The 20997-nt window shown below is 73.8% G+C and carries 19 protein-coding genes; 10 read left to right on the forward strand and 9 right to left on the reverse strand.

Annotated elements, in window-relative coordinates; genetic code table 11:
- Positions 1–108: 108 nt before the first annotated feature.
- From ACSU6M_RS14840 to ACSU6M_RS14850, 3 genes are all read left to right on the forward strand, one after another.
- Positions 109–3057, forward strand: a complete 2949-nt coding sequence (locus ACSU6M_RS14840) for a BTAD domain-containing putative transcriptional regulator (RefSeq protein ID WP_437070185.1) — start codon at positions 109–111, stop codon at positions 3055–3057.
- A 217-nt stretch (positions 3058–3274) separates the two neighbouring features.
- Positions 3275–3466, forward strand: a complete 192-nt coding sequence (locus tag ACSU6M_RS14845; RefSeq protein ID WP_437070186.1) for a hypothetical protein — start codon at positions 3275–3277, stop codon at positions 3464–3466.
- 276 nt (positions 3467–3742) lie between these two features.
- Positions 3743–4696: a hypothetical protein gene (locus tag ACSU6M_RS14850; protein WP_437070187.1), complete on the forward strand. Its 954-nt coding sequence runs from the start codon at positions 3743–3745 to the stop codon at positions 4694–4696.
- Positions 4697–4755: 59 nt separating this feature from the next.
- Here ACSU6M_RS14850 and ACSU6M_RS14855 read toward each other — a convergent pair whose 3' ends face one another.
- Complete coding sequence (locus ACSU6M_RS14855; RefSeq protein WP_437070188.1) at positions 4756–6390, reverse strand: FadD3 family acyl-CoA ligase; 1635 nt, start codon at positions 6388–6390, stop codon at positions 4756–4758.
- 91 nt (positions 6391–6481) lie between these two features.
- Between ACSU6M_RS14855 and ACSU6M_RS14860 the strand changes: the two genes are divergently transcribed.
- From ACSU6M_RS14860 to ACSU6M_RS14870, 3 genes are read left to right on the forward strand one after another with little or no spacing between them, the layout of a single operon-like run.
- A complete protein-coding gene (locus ACSU6M_RS14860) occupies positions 6482–7636 on the forward strand; it encodes a lipid-transfer protein (RefSeq protein WP_437070189.1) in 1155 nt (384 codons plus the stop codon).
- 17 nt (positions 7637–7653) lie between these two features.
- On the forward strand, positions 7654–8061 hold the full coding sequence (locus ACSU6M_RS14865; RefSeq protein WP_437070190.1) for a Zn-ribbon domain-containing OB-fold protein: 408 nt from the start codon (positions 7654–7656) through the stop codon (positions 8059–8061).
- On the forward strand, positions 8058–8840 hold the full coding sequence (locus ACSU6M_RS14870; protein WP_437070191.1) for an enoyl-CoA hydratase/isomerase family protein: 783 nt from the start codon (positions 8058–8060) through the stop codon (positions 8838–8840). Before ACSU6M_RS14865 ends, ACSU6M_RS14870 begins: the two co-directional genes overlap by 4 nt.
- A gap of 161 nt (positions 8841–9001) precedes the next feature.
- On the opposite strand, the gene ACSU6M_RS14875 is transcribed toward ACSU6M_RS14870, so the two are convergent.
- Both ACSU6M_RS14875 and ACSU6M_RS14880 read right to left on the reverse strand, forming a co-directional pair.
- A complete protein-coding gene (locus ACSU6M_RS14875; RefSeq protein WP_437070192.1) occupies positions 9002–11386 on the reverse strand; it encodes an outer membrane protein assembly factor BamB family protein in 2385 nt (794 codons plus the stop codon).
- Between the two features lie 178 nt (positions 11387–11564).
- Complete coding sequence (locus ACSU6M_RS14880) at positions 11565–12287, reverse strand: VOC family protein (protein ID WP_437070193.1); 723 nt, start codon at positions 12285–12287, stop codon at positions 11565–11567.
- 134 nt (positions 12288–12421) lie between these two features.
- On the opposite strand from ACSU6M_RS14880, the gene ACSU6M_RS14885 reads away from it, so the two are divergent.
- The gene (locus ACSU6M_RS14885) at positions 12422–13057 is read left to right on the forward strand and encodes a TetR family transcriptional regulator (protein ID WP_437075148.1); all 636 of its coding nucleotides are present in this window, start codon (positions 12422–12424) and stop codon (positions 13055–13057) included.
- A 99-nt stretch (positions 13058–13156) separates the two neighbouring features.
- On the opposite strand, the gene ACSU6M_RS14890 is transcribed toward ACSU6M_RS14885, so the two are convergent.
- On the reverse strand, positions 13157–13609 hold the full coding sequence (locus ACSU6M_RS14890) for an Lrp/AsnC family transcriptional regulator (RefSeq protein ID WP_437070194.1): 453 nt from the start codon (positions 13607–13609) through the stop codon (positions 13157–13159).
- Between the two features lie 82 nt (positions 13610–13691).
- On the opposite strand from ACSU6M_RS14890, the gene ACSU6M_RS14895 reads away from it, so the two are divergent.
- Positions 13692–14309, forward strand: a complete 618-nt coding sequence (locus ACSU6M_RS14895) for a LysE family translocator (RefSeq protein WP_437070195.1) — start codon at positions 13692–13694, stop codon at positions 14307–14309.
- 16 nt (positions 14310–14325) lie between these two features.
- On the opposite strand, the gene ACSU6M_RS14900 is transcribed toward ACSU6M_RS14895, so the two are convergent.
- Together ACSU6M_RS14900 and ACSU6M_RS14905 are read right to left on the reverse strand one after the other, a co-directional pair.
- Positions 14326–14808: a nitroreductase family deazaflavin-dependent oxidoreductase gene (locus ACSU6M_RS14900; protein WP_437070196.1), complete on the reverse strand. Its 483-nt coding sequence runs from the start codon at positions 14806–14808 to the stop codon at positions 14326–14328.
- The gene (locus tag ACSU6M_RS14905) at positions 14805–16154 is read right to left on the reverse strand and encodes an acyl-CoA dehydrogenase family protein (protein ID WP_437070197.1); all 1350 of its coding nucleotides are present in this window, start codon (positions 16152–16154) and stop codon (positions 14805–14807) included. Before ACSU6M_RS14905 ends, ACSU6M_RS14900 begins: the two co-directional genes overlap by 4 nt.
- Before the next feature lie 110 nt (positions 16155–16264).
- Between ACSU6M_RS14905 and ACSU6M_RS14910 the strand changes: the two genes are divergently transcribed.
- Positions 16265–17431, forward strand: coding sequence for a thiolase C-terminal domain-containing protein (locus ACSU6M_RS14910; protein ID WP_437070198.1), 1167 nt, complete (start codon positions 16265–16267; stop codon positions 17429–17431).
- A gap of 120 nt (positions 17432–17551) precedes the next feature.
- Complete coding sequence (locus ACSU6M_RS14915; protein ID WP_437070199.1) at positions 17552–18223, forward strand: pyridoxine/pyridoxamine 5'-phosphate oxidase; 672 nt, start codon at positions 17552–17554, stop codon at positions 18221–18223.
- 3 nt (positions 18224–18226) lie between these two features.
- On the opposite strand, the gene ACSU6M_RS14920 is transcribed toward ACSU6M_RS14915, so the two are convergent.
- Genes ACSU6M_RS14920 through ACSU6M_RS14930 form a run of 3 tightly spaced genes read right to left on the reverse strand, consistent with a single transcriptional unit; the run spans position 18227 to position 20231 of the window.
- Positions 18227–19240: a GNAT family N-acetyltransferase gene (locus tag ACSU6M_RS14920; protein ID WP_437070200.1), complete on the reverse strand. Its 1014-nt coding sequence runs from the start codon at positions 19238–19240 to the stop codon at positions 18227–18229.
- A complete protein-coding gene (locus ACSU6M_RS14925; RefSeq protein ID WP_437070201.1) occupies positions 19237–19836 on the reverse strand; it encodes a GNAT family N-acetyltransferase in 600 nt (199 codons plus the stop codon). The genes ACSU6M_RS14920 and ACSU6M_RS14925 overlap by 4 nt, the downstream gene beginning before the upstream one ends.
- Before the next feature lie 8 nt (positions 19837–19844).
- A complete protein-coding gene (locus ACSU6M_RS14930) occupies positions 19845–20231 on the reverse strand; it encodes a Zn-ribbon domain-containing OB-fold protein (protein ID WP_437075150.1) in 387 nt (128 codons plus the stop codon).
- Positions 20232–20997: the final 766 nt, after the last annotated feature.

The following is a 20997-nucleotide window of genomic DNA, read 5'->3' on the forward strand; positions in this document are numbered from 1 at the left end:
TTCGGGATGTCTGAGACCTGTCCGGCGGATCGGGCCGGCAGTCGGTGACCGCGCCTGTCCCGTGCGACGCTGGCATGATCCGCCGGGCAGGCCCTAGGGGGGACGTCGATGGACGGGGTACCGCGAGTTCCGGAGCAGCGCCGCGGGAGCTCGGATGAGTCCGCGCCGCTGCGCTTCGCCGTGCTCGGACCCGTACGCGCCTGGCGCGGGGAGCAGCCGCTGCCGACCGGGTCCCCGCAGCAGCGCGCCCTGCTCGCCGCGCTGCTGCTGCGCGAGGGCCGTACGGCGACCGCCGCGGAGCTGATCGACGCCCTGTGGGGCGAGGAACCGCCGTCCCAGGCCCTGGCGGCGGTACGGACGTACGCGTCCCGGCTGCGCAAGGCGCTGGGCGCGGGGGTGCTGGTCAGCGAGTCGGGCGGGTACGCGATCCGGGGCCTGGACTCCCCGGCCGCGGCGGTCCTGGACGTGGTCGCCGCCCAGGATCTGGCGACCGAGGCGGAGAAGGCCCGCCACTCCGGGGACCTCGGCGAGGCGCGGGCCCTGCTCGGGCGCGCCCTGGCCCTGTGGGACGGCGAACCGCTGGCCGGGGTCCCCGGCCCGTACGCCGAGGCCCAGCGGGTCCGCCTGGAGGAGTGGCGGCTCGGGCTGCTGGAGTCGCGCCTGGACATGGACCTGGAGCAGGGCTGCCACGCGGAGTCGGTCTCCGAGCTCACGGCGCTCACGGCGGCCCACCCCCTGCGGGAGCGGCTGCGCGAGCTGCTGATGCTGGCCCTGTACCGGAGCGGGCGCCAGGCGGAGGCGCTCGCCGTCTACGCGGACACGCGGCGCCTGCTCGCCGACGAGCTCGGCGTCGATCCCGGCCCTGGCCTGCGGGAGCTCCAGGACCGCATCCTGCGGGCGGACCCGGGTCTTGCGGAGCCCGCGCCGTCCGTGGAGCCGGCGGCCGTCCCGGTCCGCCCCGCCCAGCTGCCGGCGACGGTGCCGGACTTCACCGGCCGCGCGTCCTTCGTGCAGGAGCTGAGCGAGGTGCTGTCCTCGGCGGAGGGCCGGGTGATGGCGGTGTCGGCGCTGGCGGGCATCGGGGGCGTGGGCAAGACGACGCTGGCGGTCCACGTCGCCCATCAGGCGCGCTCGGCCTTCCCGGACGGCCAGCTGTACGTGGACCTCCAGGGAGCCGGCCCGCGGGCGGCCGAGCCGGAGACGGTCCTGGGCGCCTTCCTCCGGGCCCTCGGCACCGCGGATTCGGCGATCCCGGACTCCCTGGAGGAACGGGCCGCGCTGTACCGGTCGGTGCTGGACGGGCGGCGCGTGCTGGTGCTGCTGGACAACGCGCGGGACGCCGCCCAGGTGCGGCCCCTGCTGCCCGGCACGGACGGGTGCGCGGCGCTGGTGACGTCACGGGTGCGGATGGTGGACCTGGCGGGTGCGCATCTCGTCGACCTCGACGTGATGTCCCCGGAGGAGGCGCTGGCGCTCTTCACCAAGATCGTGGGCGAGGAGCGGGTCGCCTCGGAACGGGACGCGGCGCTGGACGTCGTCGCCGCCTGCGGGTTCCTGCCGCTGGCCATCCGCATCGCCGCGTCCCGCCTCGCGGCGCGGCGCACCTGGACCGTCTCCGTACTCGCCGCCAAGCTCGCGGACGAGCGGCGCCGGCTGGACGAGTTGCAGGCCGGCGACCTCGCGGTCAAGGCCACCTTCGAGCTGGGCTACGGCGCCCTGGAACCGGCCCAGGCCCGCGCCTTCCGCCTCCTGGGCCTGGCCGACGGCCCCGACATCTCCCTCGCCGCCGCGGCCGCCGTGCTGGACCTGGGGCCGGACGACACCGAGGACCTGCTGGAGTCCCTGGTCGACACGTCCCTGCTGGAGTCGGCGGCCCCTGGGCGGTACCGGTTCCACGACCTGGTGCGGCTCTATGCACGGGCTTGCGCGGAGAGGGATGAGGGGGAGGGGGAGCGGGGGGCGGCTCAGGACAGGCTGTTGGACTTCTACCTGGCCACAACGGCCCAGGTGTACGCGATCGAGCATCCCAAGGACCGACTGGTCGACGACCTGGAGCCGACGCGACACCCAGGGCTCCACTTCAGCGACGGGGCAGCCGCCCTGGACTGGTTGTACACGGAGGCCGGGCCGCTGCTGGCCTGTGTCAGGCAGGCAGCGGGGACGGCGAGACTGCGACGCGCTGTCGATCTCCTCTGGGCCGCCAAGGACTTGACCGAATCCGGAGCCAACTCGCACCAGTACGAGATGACGGCGAGAGCCACATGCGAGGCCACCCTGGCATCTGGTGACGGACGGGCAGAGGGCAGAGCACGGACGGTTCTCAGCGATGTGCTGCTGGTCTCCGGCCGCATCCAGCAAGCCGAGAACGAAGCGCGGGTGGCCATGGGGCTCGCGGAGAGTGCGCGGGATGCCACAGCCGTCAGTTGGGTGGCCAACAACCGGGGCCTCATCTGCCTGCATCAGGGCCGGTTCGACGACGGCAAGGTCTTCTTCGATCAGGCGCTCGACGGTCTGAGGGCGGTGGGGAACCTGCCCTTCGAGGCCACCGCTCTGGGGAATCTCTCACGCGCGTACCTGGGCATGGGTGACACGGACAAGGCCGTCGAGATCGCGCGGCGCGGCCTCGCTGCGCACAGCGAGATCGGGCGTTCGGTGCGCCTGGCCAACAGTCATTTCGCGCTGGGTGTCGCCTTGTCCCAGGCCGACCGTCACGTCGAGGCACTCGCCGAGTTCTCTGACGCCCTGCACATCTTCAACGAACACCGGCAACGGCTCTGGGAAGGGGTGACCCACTTCAGGATCGCCCAAGTCCACCTCGCCGCCAACCGTCCCACCCAGGCGGCCCAGCACGCCGAACAGGCGCTCACCCTGGGGTGCATCGGCGGCGACCGGATGCGAGGGAACGTTCTGACCTGTCTGGGCCAGGCGCTGCGCCAGCTGGGGCAGGCAGACCGGGCCAGGGCTTGCTGGCGTGAGGCGCTCAACCTCTACGAACAGAGCGGCGCACCGGAAGCCGACGCCGTACGCCCGCTTCTGGACCACACGTCCACGAGGTGACCGGCGCGCTGCACCGTCAGATCGTCACGGCGTTCAGCGTTCGTTTATCTCCGTCCGGCACAGTCTTGGGCAGTCAGACCGTCGCGTCGGGGGGCAGGCGGTTCGACCAGGAGCCCGGCCAGTTAGTGTGCGGCTCCGAACGCCCGTCCGGCAGCCCTCGGGGGAGCTTCCGGACGGGCGTTCCTCACTAGCCATCACAGCAGAGGAACTAAGGCCCATGAGCGACCAGCACAAGGACGCGACTCTCTCTCCGCAGAACAACGCGATGCCCACGCCGCCTTCGACGGACGAGACGATCACCACCCTCAACAACGCCATGCCCAGCGAGCCGACGGCCACCGACGAGGCGATCACTCACCTCAACAACGCCATGCCGGCTCCGCCCGCCCTGGACCTGGACGGCAAGTAGGTCCGGGACCATCCGTCCCGAACGGGGGATCGGCCGCGGCGGCGCGGAGGGGAGCCGCCGCGGCCGAGGTACGTCAAGGGGTCGGCTCAAGTCGATCTTCGGCGGGAAGTATGCGATCTTCTCGAACGCCCGTCCGTCTGGCGCCAGCTTCACCCGCGTTCGGAAGTCCCCTCCCCTTCGGGAGCCTCCTCGCGTCCCCTAAGGCCCAGCCCTGATCCGACCCCGGTTGTCCACAGGCGCCCTGGCCCTGTCGGTGCCCTGGCGGACAGTGGGGGCATGGAGCGCGTGGAGCTGGGGGTGCTCGCGGAAGGGGGCGTGCTGCTCACCTCGCGGGCGTTGGAGGCCGGGTGGCCTCGGCGGTCGCTCGTTCGGCGGCTCGCGTCGGAGGGGTGGACGCGGATCCGGGCCGGAGCGTGGGCGGAGCCGGGAAGGGACATCGGGCTGGACGAACGGCTGAGGGCTGCCCAGCTCCTGTTTCCGCAGCTCGTGGTGAGCCACGGGTCGGCGGCCCGCCTGTGGGGCATCGAAACGCTCGACGGTCGGGCGTCCGCGGGGCCCCTGGAGTTCACGGACGTGAGCCTGCGCGCCTGCAGCCGCCTTACCGACGTACGGGTGCACCGCATCCCCCTCGCGGATGTGGAGGTCGTCGAGCTGGCGGGGCTGCGCGTCACGGAGGTCCCCCGTACCCTCGCCGACCTGCTGCGCGCCGGCCCCAGGGACAACGCGGTCGTCGCCGCCGAGTCGGCGCTCGGCTACCGGCGCATCAACGGGCTCCGGCGGGCACCGCTCACCTCGCCGGCCGCCCTCGCCGTTGCGTTGGAAGCACCGCGCCTCGGTGCCACCAGAGCCCGGAAGTGGCTGAGGCTCGTCGATCGCCGGTCCGGCTCACCGGCGGAGACGGTGGCCCGACTGCGCATGCACGACGCGGGTCTCCACCCCGAGACCCAGGTGGAACTGAAGACGCCGGACGGCCGACGCCGGTACCTGGACTTCCTCTTCCGCGCAGCGGGGCTGGCCGTCGAGATCGAGGGCTACGCCTTCCACGGCACCCGCGAGGCCCACCGCCGAGACGTGGCCCGCTTCAACGAACTTCACCGGTGCGCGGAGGTCCGTGCCCTGCTCCGCTACACCGCCGAGGACGTCTTCCACCGCCCCACCCTGATGATCAAGGAGATCCGCGAGGTCCTCTCCACCACAGCCGCCCCAGGCCGGGCACCTACAGGGCGGTGAAAGGAGGAACGGGGCCAACTGAGGGGCCTTCAGGGCCGTTCAGCGGTCGATGGAATGGCTCAGATCCTCCATCGCTCTTTGTCTGCTTGGTGGGTGCGTGTGCGTAGGGTTTCCTTTGTTACCTTGCCGGTTGCATTGCGCGGTAGGTCGCTCACGAATTCCACTTGCCTCGGCACCTTGAAGTTGGCCATCTCGCGGCGGGACCAGGTGATCAGGGCCTCCGCCGTGAGGGTGGAGCCGGGGCGGGGGATGACGTATGCCTTGCCCACCTCGCCCAGGCGGGGGTCCGGGATGCCGATGACGGCGGCGTCCAGCACCTCGGGGTGGAGGCGGAGGAGGCGTTCGATCTCGGCCGGGTAGGCGTTGAAGCCGCCGACGATGAACATGTCCTTCAGGCGGTCGGTGATGCGGAGGTCGCCGGTCGGGGACAGGATGCCGATGTCGCCGGTGCGGAGCCAGCCGTCGTCGGTCAGGGCCTCGGCGGTCGCCGCGGGGTCGTCGTGGTAGCCGCGCATGACGTTGTAGCCGCGGACCAGGACCTCGCCCGGGGTGCCGGGCGGGAGGGTGTCGCCCTCGGGGTTCACCACCCGTATCTCCACGCCGGGGATCGGGCGGCCGGAGGTCGAGGCGATCACCTCCGGGGGGTCGTCGCGGCGGCACATCGTCACCACTCCGGTGGCCTCGGAGAGGCCGTAGGCCGTGAGGATCGTCTCCACCTTCAGCTCCGAGCGGAGGCGTTCCACCAGGCGGAGGGGGATCACCGCCGCGCCCGTCACCACCAGGCGGAGGGACGAGAGGTCCCACTCCCGCCTCGCCGGGTGGTCCAGGAGGGACTGGAGGAGGGTGGGCGGGCCGGGGAGGACCGTGACCCGCTCCGCCGCCACGTTCGCCAGTACCGTGTCCACCCCGGACACCGGCTGGGGGATCATCGTGGCGCCCCGCATGAGGCACGCCAGGACGCCCGCCTTGTAGCCGAAGGTGTGGAAGAAGGGGTTGACGATGAGGTAGCGGTCGCCGTGGCGCAAACCCGCCAGGTCGGACCAGGTGTCGTACGCCCTCAGGCTCTGCCCGTGGGTGATCACCACGCCCTTCGGGCGGCCCGTCGTGCCCGATGTGAAGATCAGGTCCGAGGGGGCCTCGGCCGTCACGGACGCCGCCCGTGCCCTCACCTCCTCCCCGCCCACCCCCTCCCCCGCCGCCATGAAGTCCTTCCACGTCATGAAGCCGGGCGGGGCGTCCTCCGACAGCACCACCGCCGCCGACAGGGCGGACAGGCCCGGCAGCGGGTGCCCCGCGTCCCGCCCCTCCCCCGCCGCCCTCCGCAGCGAGGCCACGTACGACGTGCCGAGGAAGGTGCCCGTCACGAAGAGCAGCCGCGCCCCGCTGCGGCGCAGGACGTCCGCCGCCTCCGCCCCCTTGAAGCGGGTGTTGAGGGGGACCAGGACCGCCCCCGACGACACCGCGCCCAGCGCGGCCACGATCCAGTCGAGGGAGTTCGGGGCCCAGAGCGCCACCCGGTCGCCCGTGCGCACCCCGTGCGCGATGCACGCCGCCGCGGCGCGCTCCACGCGGGCGCCCAGTTCGCCGTAGGTCACGCGGACGCGGCCGCCGGAGTCGACCACCGCCTCCACGTCCGTGTACCGCTCGGCCGCCGAGCGCACCAGCCCGGGTACGGTCCGCCACTCGTCCCTCACGACAACCGGCCTCCCCTGCGCGGCAGTTGCTGACAGTTCGTCAGGCTACCGCTAATCTGACGACCCGTCAGCAGGGACCGAGGGGGCACGCATGGCCGGGATCAAGGACGCCACCGCCGTCGTCGGCATCGGCCAGACGCCCTTCGCCCGTCACCTCCCCGAGGACGAGCGGACCCTCGCCTGCCGGGCCGTTCTCGCCGCGCTCGACGACGCCGGGATCGCGCCCGGCGAGGTGGACGCGGTCGCCTCGTACACGATGGAGGAGACCGACGAGGTGGAGCTGGCGAAGGCCGTGGGGTTCGGGGATCTGACGTACTTCGGCCGGGTCCCGTACGGCGGGGGCGGCTCCTGCGCCACCGTCGCGCATCTCGCCGCCGCCATCGCCTGCGGGCAGGCGACCGTGGGGGTGGCGTGGCGGTCGCGGAAGCGGGGCAGCGGGCCGCGGCCCTGGACGGACACCGCCCGCCAGCTGCCCACGCCCGCCCAGTGGACCCGGCCCTTCGGGCTGCTGCGGCCCGTCGACGAGATCGCCGTGCTGGCGCGGCGCCATATGCACGAGTACGGCACCACCCGCGATCATCTGTTCAACGTCGCCCTCGCCTGCCGCAACCGCGCCAACCAGAACCCGGCCGCCGTGATGTACGAGCGGCCCCTGACCCGCGAGATGTACATGTCCTCGCGGTGGATCAGCGAGCCGCTGTGCCTCTTCGACAACTGCCTGGAGACGGACGGGGCGTCGGCGTGCGTGGTCACCGGCCGCGCACGCGCCCGCGACTGCCGCCGCCCGCCCGTCTACGTCCACTCCGCCGCCCAGGGGCTGCCCGCCCAGCACCACGGCATGGTCAACTACTGGACCGACGACCCGCTCGCCGGCCCCTCCTGGACCGCCGCCCGGCACATGTGGAAGCACGCCGACTTCACCCCGCAGGACGTGGACGTGGCGCAGATCTACGACGCGTTCACGCCGCTGGTCCCCCTCTCCCTGGAGGGCTACGGGTTCTGCGGGCGGGGCGAGGGGGGCGCGTTCACCGAGGGCGGGGCGCTGGAGATCGGCGGGCGGCTGCCGCTCAACACCGGCGGGGGCGGGCTGAGCGAGGCGTACCTCCACGGCTTCAACCTCATCACCGAGGGCGTCAGGCAGCTCCGCGGCACCAGCACCGCCCAGGTCCCCGGCGCCGCCACCTGCCTCGTCACGGCCGGCGAGTGCGTCCCCACCTCCGCCCTGCTGCTCACCAACAGGAGTTGACCGACAGGAGCCGACCGATGCTCAGTCCCGTCACCGACGCCGACGGCGCCCCCTTCTGGCGGTACGCCGCCCGGGGCGAGCTGCGGGTCCAGACGTGCGCCGAGTGCGCCCGGCCCCGCTTTCCGCCCCGGCCCTGCTGCCCGTACTGCCGGTCCTTCGCGAGCGAGTGGCGGCTCAGCGGCGGGCAGGGGCGGATCTGGTCGTACGCCGTCCCGCATCCGCCGCTGCTGCCCGAGTACGCGGCCCACGCGCCCTACACCGTGGCCGTCGTGGAGCTGGCGGACGTGCCGGGGATCCGGCTGGTGGGGAATGTGGTCGCCGCGGCGGGGGCGGCCCTCGACTCCGTCGATCCCGCGGACCTCCGGATCGGGGCGCGGGTGCGGGTCGTCTTCTCCGGCGGGCTGCCGCAGTGGGTGCTCGCGTGACGCCCCCGGCCGTGCGGCTGGACGCCGACCGGGACGCCGGGGTCGCCGTGGTCACCCTGGACCGGCCCGAGCGGCTCAATGCCATCGATCTGGGCATGGTCGACGAACTCGGGCGTGTGTGGCAGGAGTTGCGGTTCGACGACGGTGTGCGGGCCGTCGTGCTCACCGGGGGCGGAGGGCGGGCGTTCTGCTCCGGGATCGACCGGGACGTCGTGGTGCCGCAGCCGGGGTCGCCGTACATGCAGGACGATCCGCTGCTGCGGGTGGGGCCGAAGGCGTGCGGGCTGTGGAAGCCGGTGGTGGCGGCCGTGGAGGGGATGGCGTGCGGCGGGGCGTTCTATCTGCTCGGGGAGTGCGAGTTCCTTGTGGCGGGGGCGGGGGCCTCCTTCTTCGATCCGCACACCTCGTACGGGATGGTCAGCGCGTACGAGTCGCTGCTGATGGCGCAGTTGATGCCGTACGGCGAGGTGGCGCGGATGGCGTTGATGGGGGTGCGGGAGCGGATCGGGGCCGAGCGGGCGCATGCCGTGGGGCTCGTGTCGCAGGTCACGGAGGACGGTGGGGCGCTGGAGGCCGCTCTCGGCTGTGCGCGCACCATCGCCGGTTTTCCCGCCGAGGCGGTGCAGGGGACCGTGCGGGCGCTGTGGGCGGCGCGGGAGGGGGCGCTGGCGCGGGGCTTCGCGCTGGCGCCGCATCTGATCGCGCTGGGGAATCTGGCACCACAGGAGCAGGACGGGCTGTTCCGGGGGCGGCGGACGGGTGGGTACCGCACGCGCTGACGCCTGTGTGGCGGCCCCGGCCCACCGGGCGTAGCGTCTGCGGTGTGAGCGGTGGCCGGGCCCTGTGAGCAGGCCCGATCCCCTCCCTCACAGCGACGGCCGCCGTCCGGCCCCCCTTCCGTGCCCCGGTACGACGGCCGTCCCGCGGGAGCGGCGGGGGCTCAGGCCGTACGGGCCGTCCCCGTGCCCTTCTCCGCGTCCAGCGCGTACACGCAGCGGTCCTTGCTGCACGCGTAGACGATGCCGTCCCGGACCACCGGGGAGCCGGTGATCTCGCCGCCCGTGGCGAGCTTCCAGCGCAGCCGGCCGTCGTCGGCCTTCAGGGTGTAGAGCAGGTGGTCGGTGGAGCCGAAGTGGATGCGGCCCTCGGCGACCGAGGGGGCTCCGACGATGTCGCCGCCCGCCTGGAAACGCCACTTGGGGGTGCCGGTGACGGCGTCCAGGGTGTAGAGGCCGTTGCCGCTGCCCACGTGGACGTGTCCGGCGGCGACCAGGACCGGCTCGATGGAGGCGCGGCTCTCGGTGGCGATGCGCCAGCGGTCGCGGCCGTCGGTGGCGTCGAGGGCGTAGACGGTGCCGAGGTAGTCGGCGAGGTAGACGCCGCCGCCGGTGACGGCGGGGCCGGGGGCGTAGGCGGGCGGGCTGAGGAAGACGGCGGGGGCCTCGAAGTGCCACTTGACGTGCCCGGCGGCGATGTCGATGGCGAGCACGCGGGTGCCGGCGCAGACGTAGACGTAGCCGTCGGGGGCGGGGGTGAGGCGCACGGGGACGCCGCCGCAGGAGGCCGCGTCGCCGATGGGGTACGACCAGCGCTCGTCGCCGGTGCGGGCGTCGAGGGCGCGCAGGCGGGCGTCCTGCCAGACGTAGACGGTGCCGTCGTGGATCGTGGGGCCGGCCTCGGGGGACTCGAAGTCGGTCTGGGCGCCGGTGATCTCCCACAGCTTCTGGCCGCCGGCCGCCTCCCATGCCTGCACGCCGCCGCCACGGGTTCCGGTGACGACGGTGCCGCGGTCGGCCTTGAGCGAGTACACCCAGGCGTCGGTCTGCAGGCGCCACAGGTCGGTGCCCTCGCGGGCGTCCAGGGCGAACAGGGTGGGGCCGTCGGAGGCGTGGATACGGCCGTCGGCGACCGCCATGGACCAGGCGACGTCGCGGGTCTTGAAGCGGCGGCGGCCGGTGGCGACGTCGAGGGCGTGCACCTCGAAGGAGGTGACGTAGACCAGGTCGTCGGCGACGGCCGGGGTGCCCCAGACGTCGTTGGACATGCGGAAGCGCCACGGACGCCAGGAGCCGGGCGTCTCGGGGGCCGCCGGGGCGGGGGGCTGGGCCGGGGCCGGTGCGGTGCCGTTGACGCCGGGGCGCGGCTTGGACCAGGCGGCGACCAGGCCGGCCTCGGGCGGCGGCGCCTTGACGGCGGCGGCGCGGGCGTCGGCGACGCGCGGGCCGGGGCCGATGGGCACGGCGGCGCCGGCCAGGCGGACCGGGCCGGTGTCGGGGGCGCCGGGGCCCACGGGGGCGCCGACCGGGGCGTTCGCCGGGGCGGGCGGGTGCGGGGGCGGCGGCGGCACCTGGTAGCCCTGCGGGCCGGACTGACCGGGGTGGCGTGCGCCCGTGCCGCGGCCGCCGGACGGGGCGGGCTTGGGTGCGAGGCGGCCGCCGCGGCGGGTCTCGATGAGGGCGACGGCCTTCTCGGGCAGCCAGGCGGAGGCGGTGCCGCTGTCGTCGGAGCCGGAGCCGAACAGATGCGGGGCGAGCTGGGCCTGGAGGTCGGCGGGGGTGGGCCGGGCCGAGGCGTCCATCTGCATACAGGACTCGATCAGCGGCCGCAGCTCCTCGGGCAGGCCCTCCAGGTCGGGGCCTTCTCTGAGCAGCATGAAGACGGTCTCGACCGGGTTGGCGCCGTGGAAGGGCGGATGACCGGTCGCCGCGAAGACGAGGGTCGAGCCGAGCGAGAAGACATCGCTGGCGCCGGTGACGCTGCGGGAGTCCTTGGCCTGCTCGGGGGACATGTAGGCGGGGGTGCCGACGGCCACATTGGTCATCGTCAAACGCGTGTTCGACACGCCCGACGCGATACCGAAGTCGATCACCCGCGGCCCGTCCTCGACGACGAGGACGTTGGAGGGCTTGAGGTCGCGGTGGACGAGCCCGGCGCCGTGGATGGACTGCAGGGCCTCGGCGACGCCCGCCGCGAGCCAGCGCACGGCCTGGGCCGGGAGCGGCCCGCACTCGTTCACTATCTCCTCGAGCGAGGGCGCGGGCACATAAGCGGTGGCCAGCCAGGGCACGGCCGCCCGCGGATCGGCGTCGACCACGGCCGCCGTGTAGAAGCCGGAGACCGCGCGGGCCGCCTCCACCTCGCGCGTGAAGCGGACGCGGAACAGCTGGTCCTCGGCGAGCTCGGTCCGGACCGTCTTGATCGCCACGCGCCGGCCGGACGCCGAGCGCGCGAGATAGACCAGCCCCATGCCGCCGGCCCCCAGCCGTCCCAGCACCTCGAACGGCCCGATCCGCCGCGGATCGTGCTGTGTCAGCTGATCCACCACTTGCCTGCCACCTCCCCGTACGGGCCCCGTCACCCCACATGTGTACGCGACCCCGTGCAGCGTCTCACCACCGCACCGCCATGGCGGCACGCACCCCGATTCTTCCTGTCCCGGCCACTGGTTGCGAACCCGGTGAGAATTGGGATGTCAGCTGACAAACAGGGGCGAAACACCCAGGTCAGCGCTCCAGTACGGCGAACGAGGCCCCCTGGTCGTCGGTGACCACCCCCACCGTGCCGTACGACGTGGTGAACGGCCCCGCCTGCACCCGCCCGCCGAGCCGCCCCACCTCCCCGAGGGCCGCCGCGCAGTCCTCCACGCGGAAGTGGACCAGGAAGTGCGGCGGCATCTCGGCCGGGAAGACGTCGGTGACCGGCGCCCGCCCGAAGTCGGGCTCGGCGTCCGGGCCGAACAGGGCGTCGTGGAAGAGGCCGCCGTAGAAGAGGTTGGCGGCGGCGGTGTCGCGGGCGTACAGCTCGGCCCAGACGAAGGTGCCGGGCTCGTGCCGTACGCCGAAACCGGCGTGGCCGCCGGGCTCCCACAGCCCGAAGACGGCGCCCTCGGGATCGGCCGCCAGGGCGACGGTGCCCAGCTCCCCGAACGGCATCGGCGCCGCGACCACCTGCCCGCCCGCCTCCCGGATCCGCCGGGCCAGCACCTCGGCGGCCGGGGTGGCGAAGTACACCGTCCAGACGGTGGGCATCCGCCCGTCCGTCTTGTGCGCCAGCGCGGCCACCGCCTCGCCGTCCTTCAGGGCCCGCACCGAGCCGCCGTACCACTCCTCGAAGGTCCACCCGAAGAGCTCACCGTAGAACCGCTTCCCCGCCGCCAGATCCGGAAGCTGGGCGTCCACCCAGCAGGGGACGCCCTCCGTGACCCGCGATGCCCTGTTTTCGGCCATACAAGAAAAGTAACGGCGGCTCACGCAGCGCGCAGACCAGGCACACCAGGCCCCGATCCCCCGTGCACCCCATTTGCAGTCGGCCGAATCGCGCTCCCATCACCCCTCGGTAAGCTGACGGCATGACAGGACAAGTGCGTACCGTCGACGGCCGCGTTGCCGGTCGGCGCGGGCAGGCGACGCGGCAGAAGCTGCTGGACTGCCTCAGCGAGATGCTCAGCTCCTCTCCGTACCGGGACGTCAAGGTCATCGATGTCGCCCGGAAAGCGGGCACTTCGCCCGCGACCTTCTACCAGTACTTCCCGGACGTCGAGGGCGCCGTCCTGGAGATCGCCGACCAAATGGCCGCCGAGGGCGCCGGGTTGACCGAACTGCTCGAAGGCCGCAGCTGGGTCGGGAAGGCCGGCTGGCAGGCCGCGCAGGAACTCGTGGACGGCTTCCTGGAGTTCTGGCGCAAGAACGACGCCATCCTGCGCGTGGTCGACCTCGGGGCGGCCGAGGGCGACAAACGCTTCTACAAGCTCCGCATGAAGATCCTGAACTCGGTGAACAACTCCCTGGCGGACGCTGTCACCGAACTCCAGTCCAAGGGCAAGGTCGACAAGGACGTCAACCCGGCCGCGATCGCCGGCTCCCTCGTCGCCATGCTCGCCGCCGTGGCCTCCCACCAGAAGGGCTTCACGTCCTGGGGCGTCAAGCAGGCCGAACTGAAGCCGAATCTCGCCCTGTTGGTCTATCTGGGCGTGACGGGCAAGAAGCCCACGAAGTAGAAGAGCACCTTTTCTGTCCCCACGTCTTGTCAAGCGCCCCGCAAGGGGCGCGGGGAACCGCACGACCAGCCGGCGCCTGCCCGCGGACGGCGACGAGCCTCAGGCGGGCAGGGGCCTGTCCCGCACCACGTGCTTCATCACCAGCGTGGACGTCAGCCGCTGCACCCCCGGCAGCGTGGCCAGCCGCTCGTCGTACAGCCGCTGGAACGCGGCGAGGTCGGCGGTGGCCACCCGCAGCAGATAGTCCGGGTCCCCGAACAGCCGTTGCGCCTCCAGCACATGCTCCACCTCGCTGACCGCCCGCTCGAACTCCACGACCGTCTCCCGGTCCTCCTGCCGCATCGAGACGAAGACGAGCGCCTCGAAGGTCAGCCCCACGGCCGCCGGGTCCACCACCGCGCGATACCCGCTGATCGCCCCCGACCGCTCCAGCTCCCGCAGCCGCCGGTGGCACGGCGACACACTCAGCCGCACCCGCCCGGCCAGCTCGGTCACGGTCAGCCGCCCGTCCTGCTGGAGCTCGGCAAGGATTTTCCGGTCCACGTCATCCATGAGGGAGATCTTCCCTCATCGTGCGAGACGGCGAGCAAACTTCAGGAACACTTTCGGGCTGATCGCGCATAGCGTTTCCGGCATGGAGACGGGAGCCCTGATTTCTTTCCTCGCGATCGACCTGCTGCTGGTGTGCGTGCCGGGCGCCGACTGGGCGTACGCGATCGCCGCCGGTCTGCGCGGCCGGTCGGTGGCCGCCGCGGTCAGCGGCCTGGTCGCGGGGTACGCGCTGCACACCGCGCTGGCGGCGGCCGGCCTCGCGGTGCTGGTGGCGGGCTCCCCCGTGCTGCTCACCGCGCTCACCGTGGCCGGCGCCTGCTATCTGGTCTGGCTCGGCTGGGGGGTACTGCGCCGTCCGGGTGTACCCGGCGCCGACGAGGAGGCGGTGCGCGGCGGCAGCGCGGGCGTCTTCCTGCGCGGGGCCACGATCAGCGGTCTCAACCCCAAGGGCCTGCTGCTCTACCTCTCGGTGCTGCCGCAGTTCCTCACCACCGACGGCCACCATCTGCCCGTACCGGTGCAGACCGCCACCCTCGGCCTGCTGCACATGGCCTGCTGCGCCGCCGTCTACCTCACCGTCGGTGCCGCGGCCCGCGCGGTGCTGCGCGCCCGCCCGGCCGCCGCCCGCGCGGTCACCCGCACCTCGGGGGCGGCGATGCTGGGGATCGGGGCGTTCCTGCTGGTCCAGCACGCGCTATGAGATCCGCCGGGTGACGCTATGAGGTCCGCCGGGTGATCCGGAACAGCCGGATCTGCCGGTCCACCCGCGCCTGGTAGGTGGCATACGGCGGCCAGAACGCCACCACCGCCTGCCAGGCCGCCGCCCGCTCCTCCCCCGTCAGCAGCCGGGCCGCGACCGGGATGTCCCGCCCCTTCCAGCTGATCTCGGCGTCGGGGTGGGCCAGCAGGTTGGCGCTCCAGGCGGGGTGACCGGGGCGGCCGAAGTTGGAGCCGACCAGCAGCCAGGCGCGGCCCTCGTCCTCCGGCACACAGGCCAGCGGGGTGCGCCGGGGCAGCCCGCTTCGGGCACCCGTGGAGGTCAGCACCAGGCCGGGCAGCATCCGGGTGCTGAGCAGCACCTTTCCCCTGGTCAGCCGGTGCACGGCACGGTCGAGGGCGGGGATGACGTGGGGGGCGGTGCGGGCGAAGGCACGGGTGGCGGACAGCTTCTGCACCCACCGCAGCGCGACGCCGCTCATACGGTCACCTCCGCACGGGCTCCGGCGAACAGCCCGGCCTCCGCCGCGGCCCGGGCCCGCAGCAGGTGCACCGGCCCGAACAGCAGCTCGTCGCCCGCGGCCCGCTTGACGTACAGGTGGGCGTCGTGCTCCCAGGTGAAACCGAGGCCGCCGTGCAGCTGGACCGCCTCGGCCGCGGCCCGGCGCAGCGCCTGGAGGGCCTGGGCGAGAGCGAGCGCGCCGACGTGGTCGCGGGGGTGGGCGGGGGCGTCCGCAGGGGCGCGGCGGGGGGTGGCGGGGGTGCCCGCCGGGGTGCCGTGGGTGGACGCGGGGGCACGGGCGGGGTCGCCGTGGGCAGGCGCGGGGGCGCCCGCAGGGCCTCCGTGGGCGGCCGCGAAGGCCCCCACAGGGGCGGCTCGGCCCGCTGCCCAGGCCGCGTAGTACGCCGCCGAGCGCGCCGCCTCCACCTCGACATGGACGTCGGCCAGCCGGTGCTGGAGGGCCTGGAAGGTGCCGATCGGGCGCCCGAACTGCTCGCGTCGCCCTACGTGTTCGACGGTCAGCTCCAGCGCCCGCGCGGCGGCCCCGACGGCCTCGCAGGCCAGGTACGCGGCGGCCGCCTCCCCGATACCGGCCAGCACCCCGCACACATCCGCCTCGGTGTCCTCGCCCAGCAACTCGGCCTCCACGTCCCGTAGTTGCAGACGCGCGCGGGGCCGGGTCGCGTCCAGTGCCGTCTGCCGTACGCGGGTCAGGCCCGCCGCCTCACCGGGGACGAGGAAGAGCAGGGTGCGGGAGCGGGCGTAGCCGCCGGTGTGCGCCGGGACGAGCAGCAGGGAGGCGGTGTGTCCGTCGAGGACCTGGGCGGCCTCCCCGTACAGCCGCCATCCGCCCTGCGCCCGGCGCGCCTGTACGCCTCCCGCGCGGCCGCCGCCCGCCCAGGGACCGCGGTTGTCGCCGGTGAGCCCGAGGGCGGTGGCGAGGGCGGGGCCGGGGGCGGCGAGGGTCGCGGTGAGGGTGCCGGCGGCGAGGGGCGGGAGCAGCCTCGCGCGCTGGCCGCCGTCGCCGAGGGCGAGCAGTGCGGGGGCGGCGAGGACGGAGGTGGCGAGCAGGGGGGTGGGGGTGAGCGCGCGGCCGGTCTCCTCGGCGGCGAGGGCGAGTTCCGTCGCCGTACAGCCGACGCCTCCGCAGGACTCGGGGAGGGCGAGGCCGGCGAGGCCCAGCTCCTCGGCGAGGGCGGCCCAGAGGCCGCCGTCGTGGCCGGCGGGCGTGTCGACGGCCTCGCGCACCGGGCGGGAGCGGCCGCGGAGCAGGTTCCGCAGGGTGCGGCGGACGGCGTCCTGCTCGGGGGTGAAGGCGGCGTCCATGAGCGACCTCCGATCTGACGAGCCGTCATATTAGGGCGGGGAGGGTGGGATGCGAAGGGGTCGGACGACGTCTCGACCGGGGCGACGGATCTGACGTACCGTCAGATCTCATGGGTCATCCCGAAACGGCGATCGTAGGTGTCGCCCTCTCCTCCTGCGGCCGGGTGGACGACGCCACCCCGTACGCCCTGCACGCCCAGGCGGCCCGCCGGGCGCTGGCCGACTCCGGGCTGGACCGCTCGCTGGTCGACGGGTTCGCGTCGGCCGGGACGGGCCTGCTCGCCCCGGTCGAGGTGGCCGACCATCTGGGCCTGCGCCCCACCTGGGTCGACTCCACCTCGGTGGGCGGGGCGACCTGGGAGGTGATGGCGGCCCACGCGGCCGACGCCATCGCGGCGGGCCACGCCCGTGCCGTCCTGCTCGTCTACGGCTCCACCGCCCGCGCCGACGTCCGCGCGGGCCGCCGTACGGGAGACCTGTCCTTCGGCACGCGCGGTCCCGCGCAGTTCGAGACGCCGTACGGCATCACGCTCATCGCCAAGTACGCCATGGCCGCCCGCCGCCACATGATCGAATACGGCACGACGATCGAGCAGCTCGCCGAGGTGGCCGTCCAGGCCCGTGCCAACGCCGCGCTCAACCCCGAGGCGCTGCACCGCACCCCGCTGACGGTCGACGACGTGCTGTCCGCGCCGGCGGTCGCCGACCCCTTCACCAAGCTCCACTGCTGTCTGCGCTCCGACGGCGGTGCGGCCGTGCTGCTGGCCTCGCGCGCGTACGTCCGCGACTGCCGGACCCGGCCGGTGTGGATCCTCGGCACCGGCGAGCACGTCTCCCACTCGGCGCTCGGCTCCTGGCCCGACTTCACCGTGTCCCCGGCGGCGGTCAGCGGACGGCTCGCCTTCCAGCGGGCGGGCGTGCGGCCGGCCGACATCGACCTCGCCGAGATCTACGACGCCTTCACCTACATGACGTTGGTGACGCTGGAGGACCTCGGCTTCTGCGCCAAGGGCGAGGGCGGCGACTTCGTGGGCGGGGGGCGGCTGAGGGTGGAGGGCGGGGCACTGCCGGTGAACACCGACGGGGGCGGCCTGTCCGCCCAGCACCCCGGAATGCGGGGGCTCTTCCTGCTGGTGGAGGCGGTCCGGCAGCTGCGCGGGGAGGCGCGGGGGCGGCAGGTGCGGCGCGCGGACGGATCACTGCCCGAGCTGGCGGTGGCTTCGGGGACCGGGGGGTGGTTCTGCTCTTCGGGGACGGTGGTGCTGGGGCGGGGGTGAACGGGGGCTTGAGGGGGCATGCGTCGGGGGTGCCTTGAGGCGTGGCCGCGAGGGTGCGGGTGCCGAGGGTGTTGTCCGAGGCGGCCGAGGGTGCCCGCGAGTGCCGTGGATACTCGGGGCATGGCTACGGATCTGCATGAACTCCTGCGGTCACTGCGGGTGTGGGACCCCGAGGTCACCTCGCTGCCGCCCTTCCACCCGGCCGAGGCGCCCGCCGAACCGCTCGGCCTCTTCGCCCGGTGGTTCGCCCAGGCGGTGGCGGCCGGGCAGACCGAGCCGCACACCATGAGCCTCGCCACGGCGGACGAGGCGGGCCTGGCCGACGTACGGACCGTGATGCTGCACGGCGCCGACGCCGACGGCTGGGCCTTCGCCAGCCACTCCCACAGCCGCAAGGGCGCCCACCTGACCGCCCGCCCGTACGCCGCGCTGGGCTTCTACTGGCCGGTGCTCGGGCGCCAGGTGCGGGTACGGGGCCCGGTGACCGCCGCGCCGTCCGCCGAGGGACAGGCGGATCTGCACGCCCGCTCCACCGGGGCGCTCGCCGCCGCGCTCACCGGCCGCCAGAGCGAGATCCTGGGCTCGGCCAACGAACTGGCGCGCGCCTCCGAGGCCGCCTGGGAACGCGCCCGGCGCGAGCCCGACGCACCGGTGCCGTCCTGGACGCTGTACCGGCTCCGGCCCGACGAGGTCGAGTTCTTCCAGGGCGACGAACACCGGCGCCACGTCCGCCTCCGCTACCGGCGCGAGGGCGAGGGCGAGGGGTGGGCGAGGGAACTGCTGTGGCCGTAGGGGTCATGTCGGTGTCTGCGGCTGTGGCTGTGGCAGTGGCTGTGGCTGTGGCTGTGGCTGTGGGGCGTTGTGGGCCGTGAGGTCGCCGGCCGTGAAGTCGTATGCCGTGAAGTCCGCCACCGGGCGGTACCCGATCCGCTGGTACAGCGCGTTGCTCGTCGCGTTGGCCAGGTCCGTGAAGAGCAGCACCTCGGCCGCGCCCGCGACCCGTGCCGCCCGGCTGACCTCGGCGGTCACGGCCCCGGCGTAGCCGCGTCGGCGCAGTGGGGGCGGGGTGTAGACGGGGGCGACCCGGATCTGCCCGGCGACCTCGGGGGTGACCCCCGCCATGGCGGCCGGCTCGCCCTCGGGCGTCTCCCAGAAGGTGACCCCGCCACGGGCGACACGGTGGTCCGCCCAGGCGTACGGGTCCTGTCCGGCGATGCCGCCCACGGACGCGGTGAACTCCCGGTACCAGCGGGCCAGCAGGTCCCGGTCGGCGCCGGTCGCCACCCTGGGGCGGCCCCGCGGTGCCGGGTCGGGGGCGGTGAGGTCGCCCAGGCGGTACAGGCGTTCGCGTCGGCCGAGGGCCACGGCGGCCCCGGTGCGGTGCCGCCACGCCTCGGCGAAGGCGGTGGCGGTCGCGTGCTCGGCGGTGACGCCGGGGAGGGGGCGGGGCGGTCCGGCGGGGGGTGCAGCGGGGGACGCCGTGGGGTGGTCGGCGAGGTGCTGAGCGAGGTGCCGGGCCAGGGTGTCGGCCTCGTCTGGCGTGAGTGCGGTGAGGTAGAGGCGGTGCGGGGGCGTGCGGAAGAGGGCCGCCCGTACCTCTCCCGCGCGGTGCAGCGTGCCGAACAGCGGCGGTTCGGTGCCGTAGACCTGCGGGCCGCGGGTGCGCAGGGAGTGGGTGACGGTCAGCGGGACGGTGTGGGCGGCCGGGCGGGAGCGCAGGAAGGGCCCGGCCAGGTCGAGGAAGGTGTCGAGGTCGGCGGTGAACTGCCAGCCGCCGTCCGCGGTGTGCTGCCAGCCGTCGCGGGTCATGGCGTCGTCTCGGGGTCGGTGGCGAGGCGGGCGTGCAGGTGGACGTCCCGGAAGCTGTTGCGGCCGTCGTCCTTCCACATCGCGCCGCGCAGGGTTCCCTCGTACGGGAATCCGCAGCGCTCGGCGATACGGCAGGAGACGTCGTGGCCGGTCGCGTGGCCCAGTTCGAGGCGGTGCAGTCCGAGGTCGGTCAGGGCCCAGTGCGCGGCGAGCCGCAGGGCGCGGGCGGCGACGCCGTGGCCGCGGGCCTCGGGCAGCACCCAGTAGCCGACCCGGGCGGACCGCATGACGTGGTCGATCAGGTTGACGCCGATCTGGCCGAGCGTCGTACCGCTCGCCGCGTCCACCACCTTGAAGGTGACGTCGGTGCCGTCCGCCGACCGCTCCGCCTTCGACCGCAGCGAGTCCCGCGCGTCGGCCAGGTCCTCCACCGGCCTCAGCGGGGTGTTCCAGCGCCGGAACTCCGGGTCGGTCAGTCCGCGCAGCCACGCCTCCACGTCGGCCGGGGCGTCGGCGTCCCACGGCAGCAGGCGCAGGCCGTGGCCGGACAGCTCGGAGACGGGACTGGTGAGAGAACGTTCCTGTATCGGCGTCATCCCCCCATTCAATCGAGCCGGCGCCCGCTCCCACCAAGCGGTTTGAACACCGGCGTGCCCTGTCTGAAGTCCACCTCCAGCTCGGCCCCCGCCCGCAGCGCGTCCGGCACGCACCCCACGATCTCCGTCGCCATCCGCGGCCCCTCGGCCAGCTCGACCACCGCCACGACGTACGGCGTGCGCTCCCTGAACCCCGGCAGGTCGTTCCGGTGCACGACCGACCACGTGTACAGCGTGGCCCGCCCGCTCGCCTCCTCCCACTCCACGTCCTCGCTCCAGCAGTGCGGGCAGAACTCCCGTGGGTGGTGATGCGCCCGGCCACAGCCGTGGCAGCGGCGCACGAGGAGCCGCTTCCGTGCGGCGGCCTGCCAGTAGGGGCGGGTGAAGGGGTCGATGTCGGGGGCTGCGACGGGGGCGGGGGCGGAATCGGGGGCGGGGCCGGGGGCAGGTGCGGGGTCCGGCGGGACCGGGGCGGAGGAAGGGGGTGTCGCGGGCACGCCGGTCAAGCCAACCACCCCGGCGCGCTGTCCACCGACCACGTCTGCCAGGGCATCAGCCCGATCCGCAGCACCGCCAACCGCTCCGCCCCACCGAGCCGGACCGCGTCCATGGCCCCTCCCCTCCGCACCCCACGAGACCTGACGGTACGTCAGATGATGAGGGACGGGAAGGCGAGCGGCACACGGAGCCGCACAACCGTGGACGGCAGAGCGGGCGCCTGTGCGAGATCCCCACACCACCACCCCACCCGTGACCAATCCGCAACCAATTCCGGTCTTGACCGAGACCCATCAAGCCGGTGCGTGATTACGCTCGCGGACATGTCCGACTCCACAGCGTCCGCACACCCCGAGGCGCCGAACCCCACGACGGCGAAGACCACGGCACCGAACAGCGCGGAAGCGAACCCGGCGGAGGCGAACCCCGCGGCGAACCCGACGGACGCGACCCCCGCGGCGAACCCGGCGGAAGCGAACCCCGCGGCGTACCCCACGAAGGCGAACCCCACCCCCGTAGACCCCGCCGCAGCGAACCCCATCACAGCGACCCCGGCGGAAGCGAACCCCGCGGAGGCGAACCCCGCCACCACGACCCCCACCGCAGCGAACCCCGCGGCGAGCCCGGCCGAAGCGACCCCCGCGGAAGCGAACCCCACCCCCG

Source organism: Streptomyces sp. enrichment culture, from assembly GCF_964272895.1.
Taxonomy (GTDB): Bacteria; Actinomycetota; Actinomycetes; order Streptomycetales; family Streptomycetaceae; genus Streptomyces.

What these genes read in the sequence shown, in the direction of transcription:
- ACSU6M_RS14840 (WP_437070185.1), top strand. Translation starts at nt 109, where the DNA reads ATGGACGGGGTACCGCGAGTTCCGGAGCAGCGCCGCGGGAGCTCGGAT.
- ACSU6M_RS14845 (WP_437070186.1), top strand. Translation starts at nt 3,275, where the DNA reads ATGAGCGACCAGCACAAGGACGCGACTCTCTCTCCGCAGAACAACGCG.
- ACSU6M_RS14850 (WP_437070187.1), top strand. Translation starts at nt 3,743, where the DNA reads ATGGAGCGCGTGGAGCTGGGGGTGCTCGCGGAAGGGGGCGTGCTGCTC.
- ACSU6M_RS14860 (WP_437070189.1), top strand. Translation starts at nt 6,482, where the DNA reads ATGGCCGGGATCAAGGACGCCACCGCCGTCGTCGGCATCGGCCAGACG.
- ACSU6M_RS14865 (WP_437070190.1), top strand. Translation starts at nt 7,654, where the DNA reads ATGCTCAGTCCCGTCACCGACGCCGACGGCGCCCCCTTCTGGCGGTAC.
- ACSU6M_RS14880 (WP_437070193.1), bottom strand. Translation starts at nt 12,287, where the DNA reads ATGGCCGAAAACAGGGCATCGCGGGTCACGGAGGGCGTCCCCTGCTGG.
- ACSU6M_RS14890 (WP_437070194.1), bottom strand. Translation starts at nt 13,609, where the DNA reads ATGGATGACGTGGACCGGAAAATCCTTGCCGAGCTCCAGCAGGACGGG.
- ACSU6M_RS14895 (WP_437070195.1), top strand. Translation starts at nt 13,692, where the DNA reads ATGGAGACGGGAGCCCTGATTTCTTTCCTCGCGATCGACCTGCTGCTG.
- ACSU6M_RS14900 (WP_437070196.1), bottom strand. Translation starts at nt 14,808, where the DNA reads ATGAGCGGCGTCGCGCTGCGGTGGGTGCAGAAGCTGTCCGCCACCCGT.
- ACSU6M_RS14905 (WP_437070197.1), bottom strand. Translation starts at nt 16,154, where the DNA reads ATGGACGCCGCCTTCACCCCCGAGCAGGACGCCGTCCGCCGCACCCTG.
- ACSU6M_RS14910 (WP_437070198.1), top strand. Translation starts at nt 16,265, where the DNA reads ATGGGTCATCCCGAAACGGCGATCGTAGGTGTCGCCCTCTCCTCCTGC.
- ACSU6M_RS14915 (WP_437070199.1), top strand. Translation starts at nt 17,552, where the DNA reads ATGGCTACGGATCTGCATGAACTCCTGCGGTCACTGCGGGTGTGGGAC.
- ACSU6M_RS14920 (WP_437070200.1), bottom strand. Translation starts at nt 19,240, where the DNA reads ATGACCCGCGACGGCTGGCAGCACACCGCGGACGGCGGCTGGCAGTTC.
- ACSU6M_RS14925 (WP_437070201.1), bottom strand. Translation starts at nt 19,836, where the DNA reads ATGACGCCGATACAGGAACGTTCTCTCACCAGTCCCGTCTCCGAGCTG.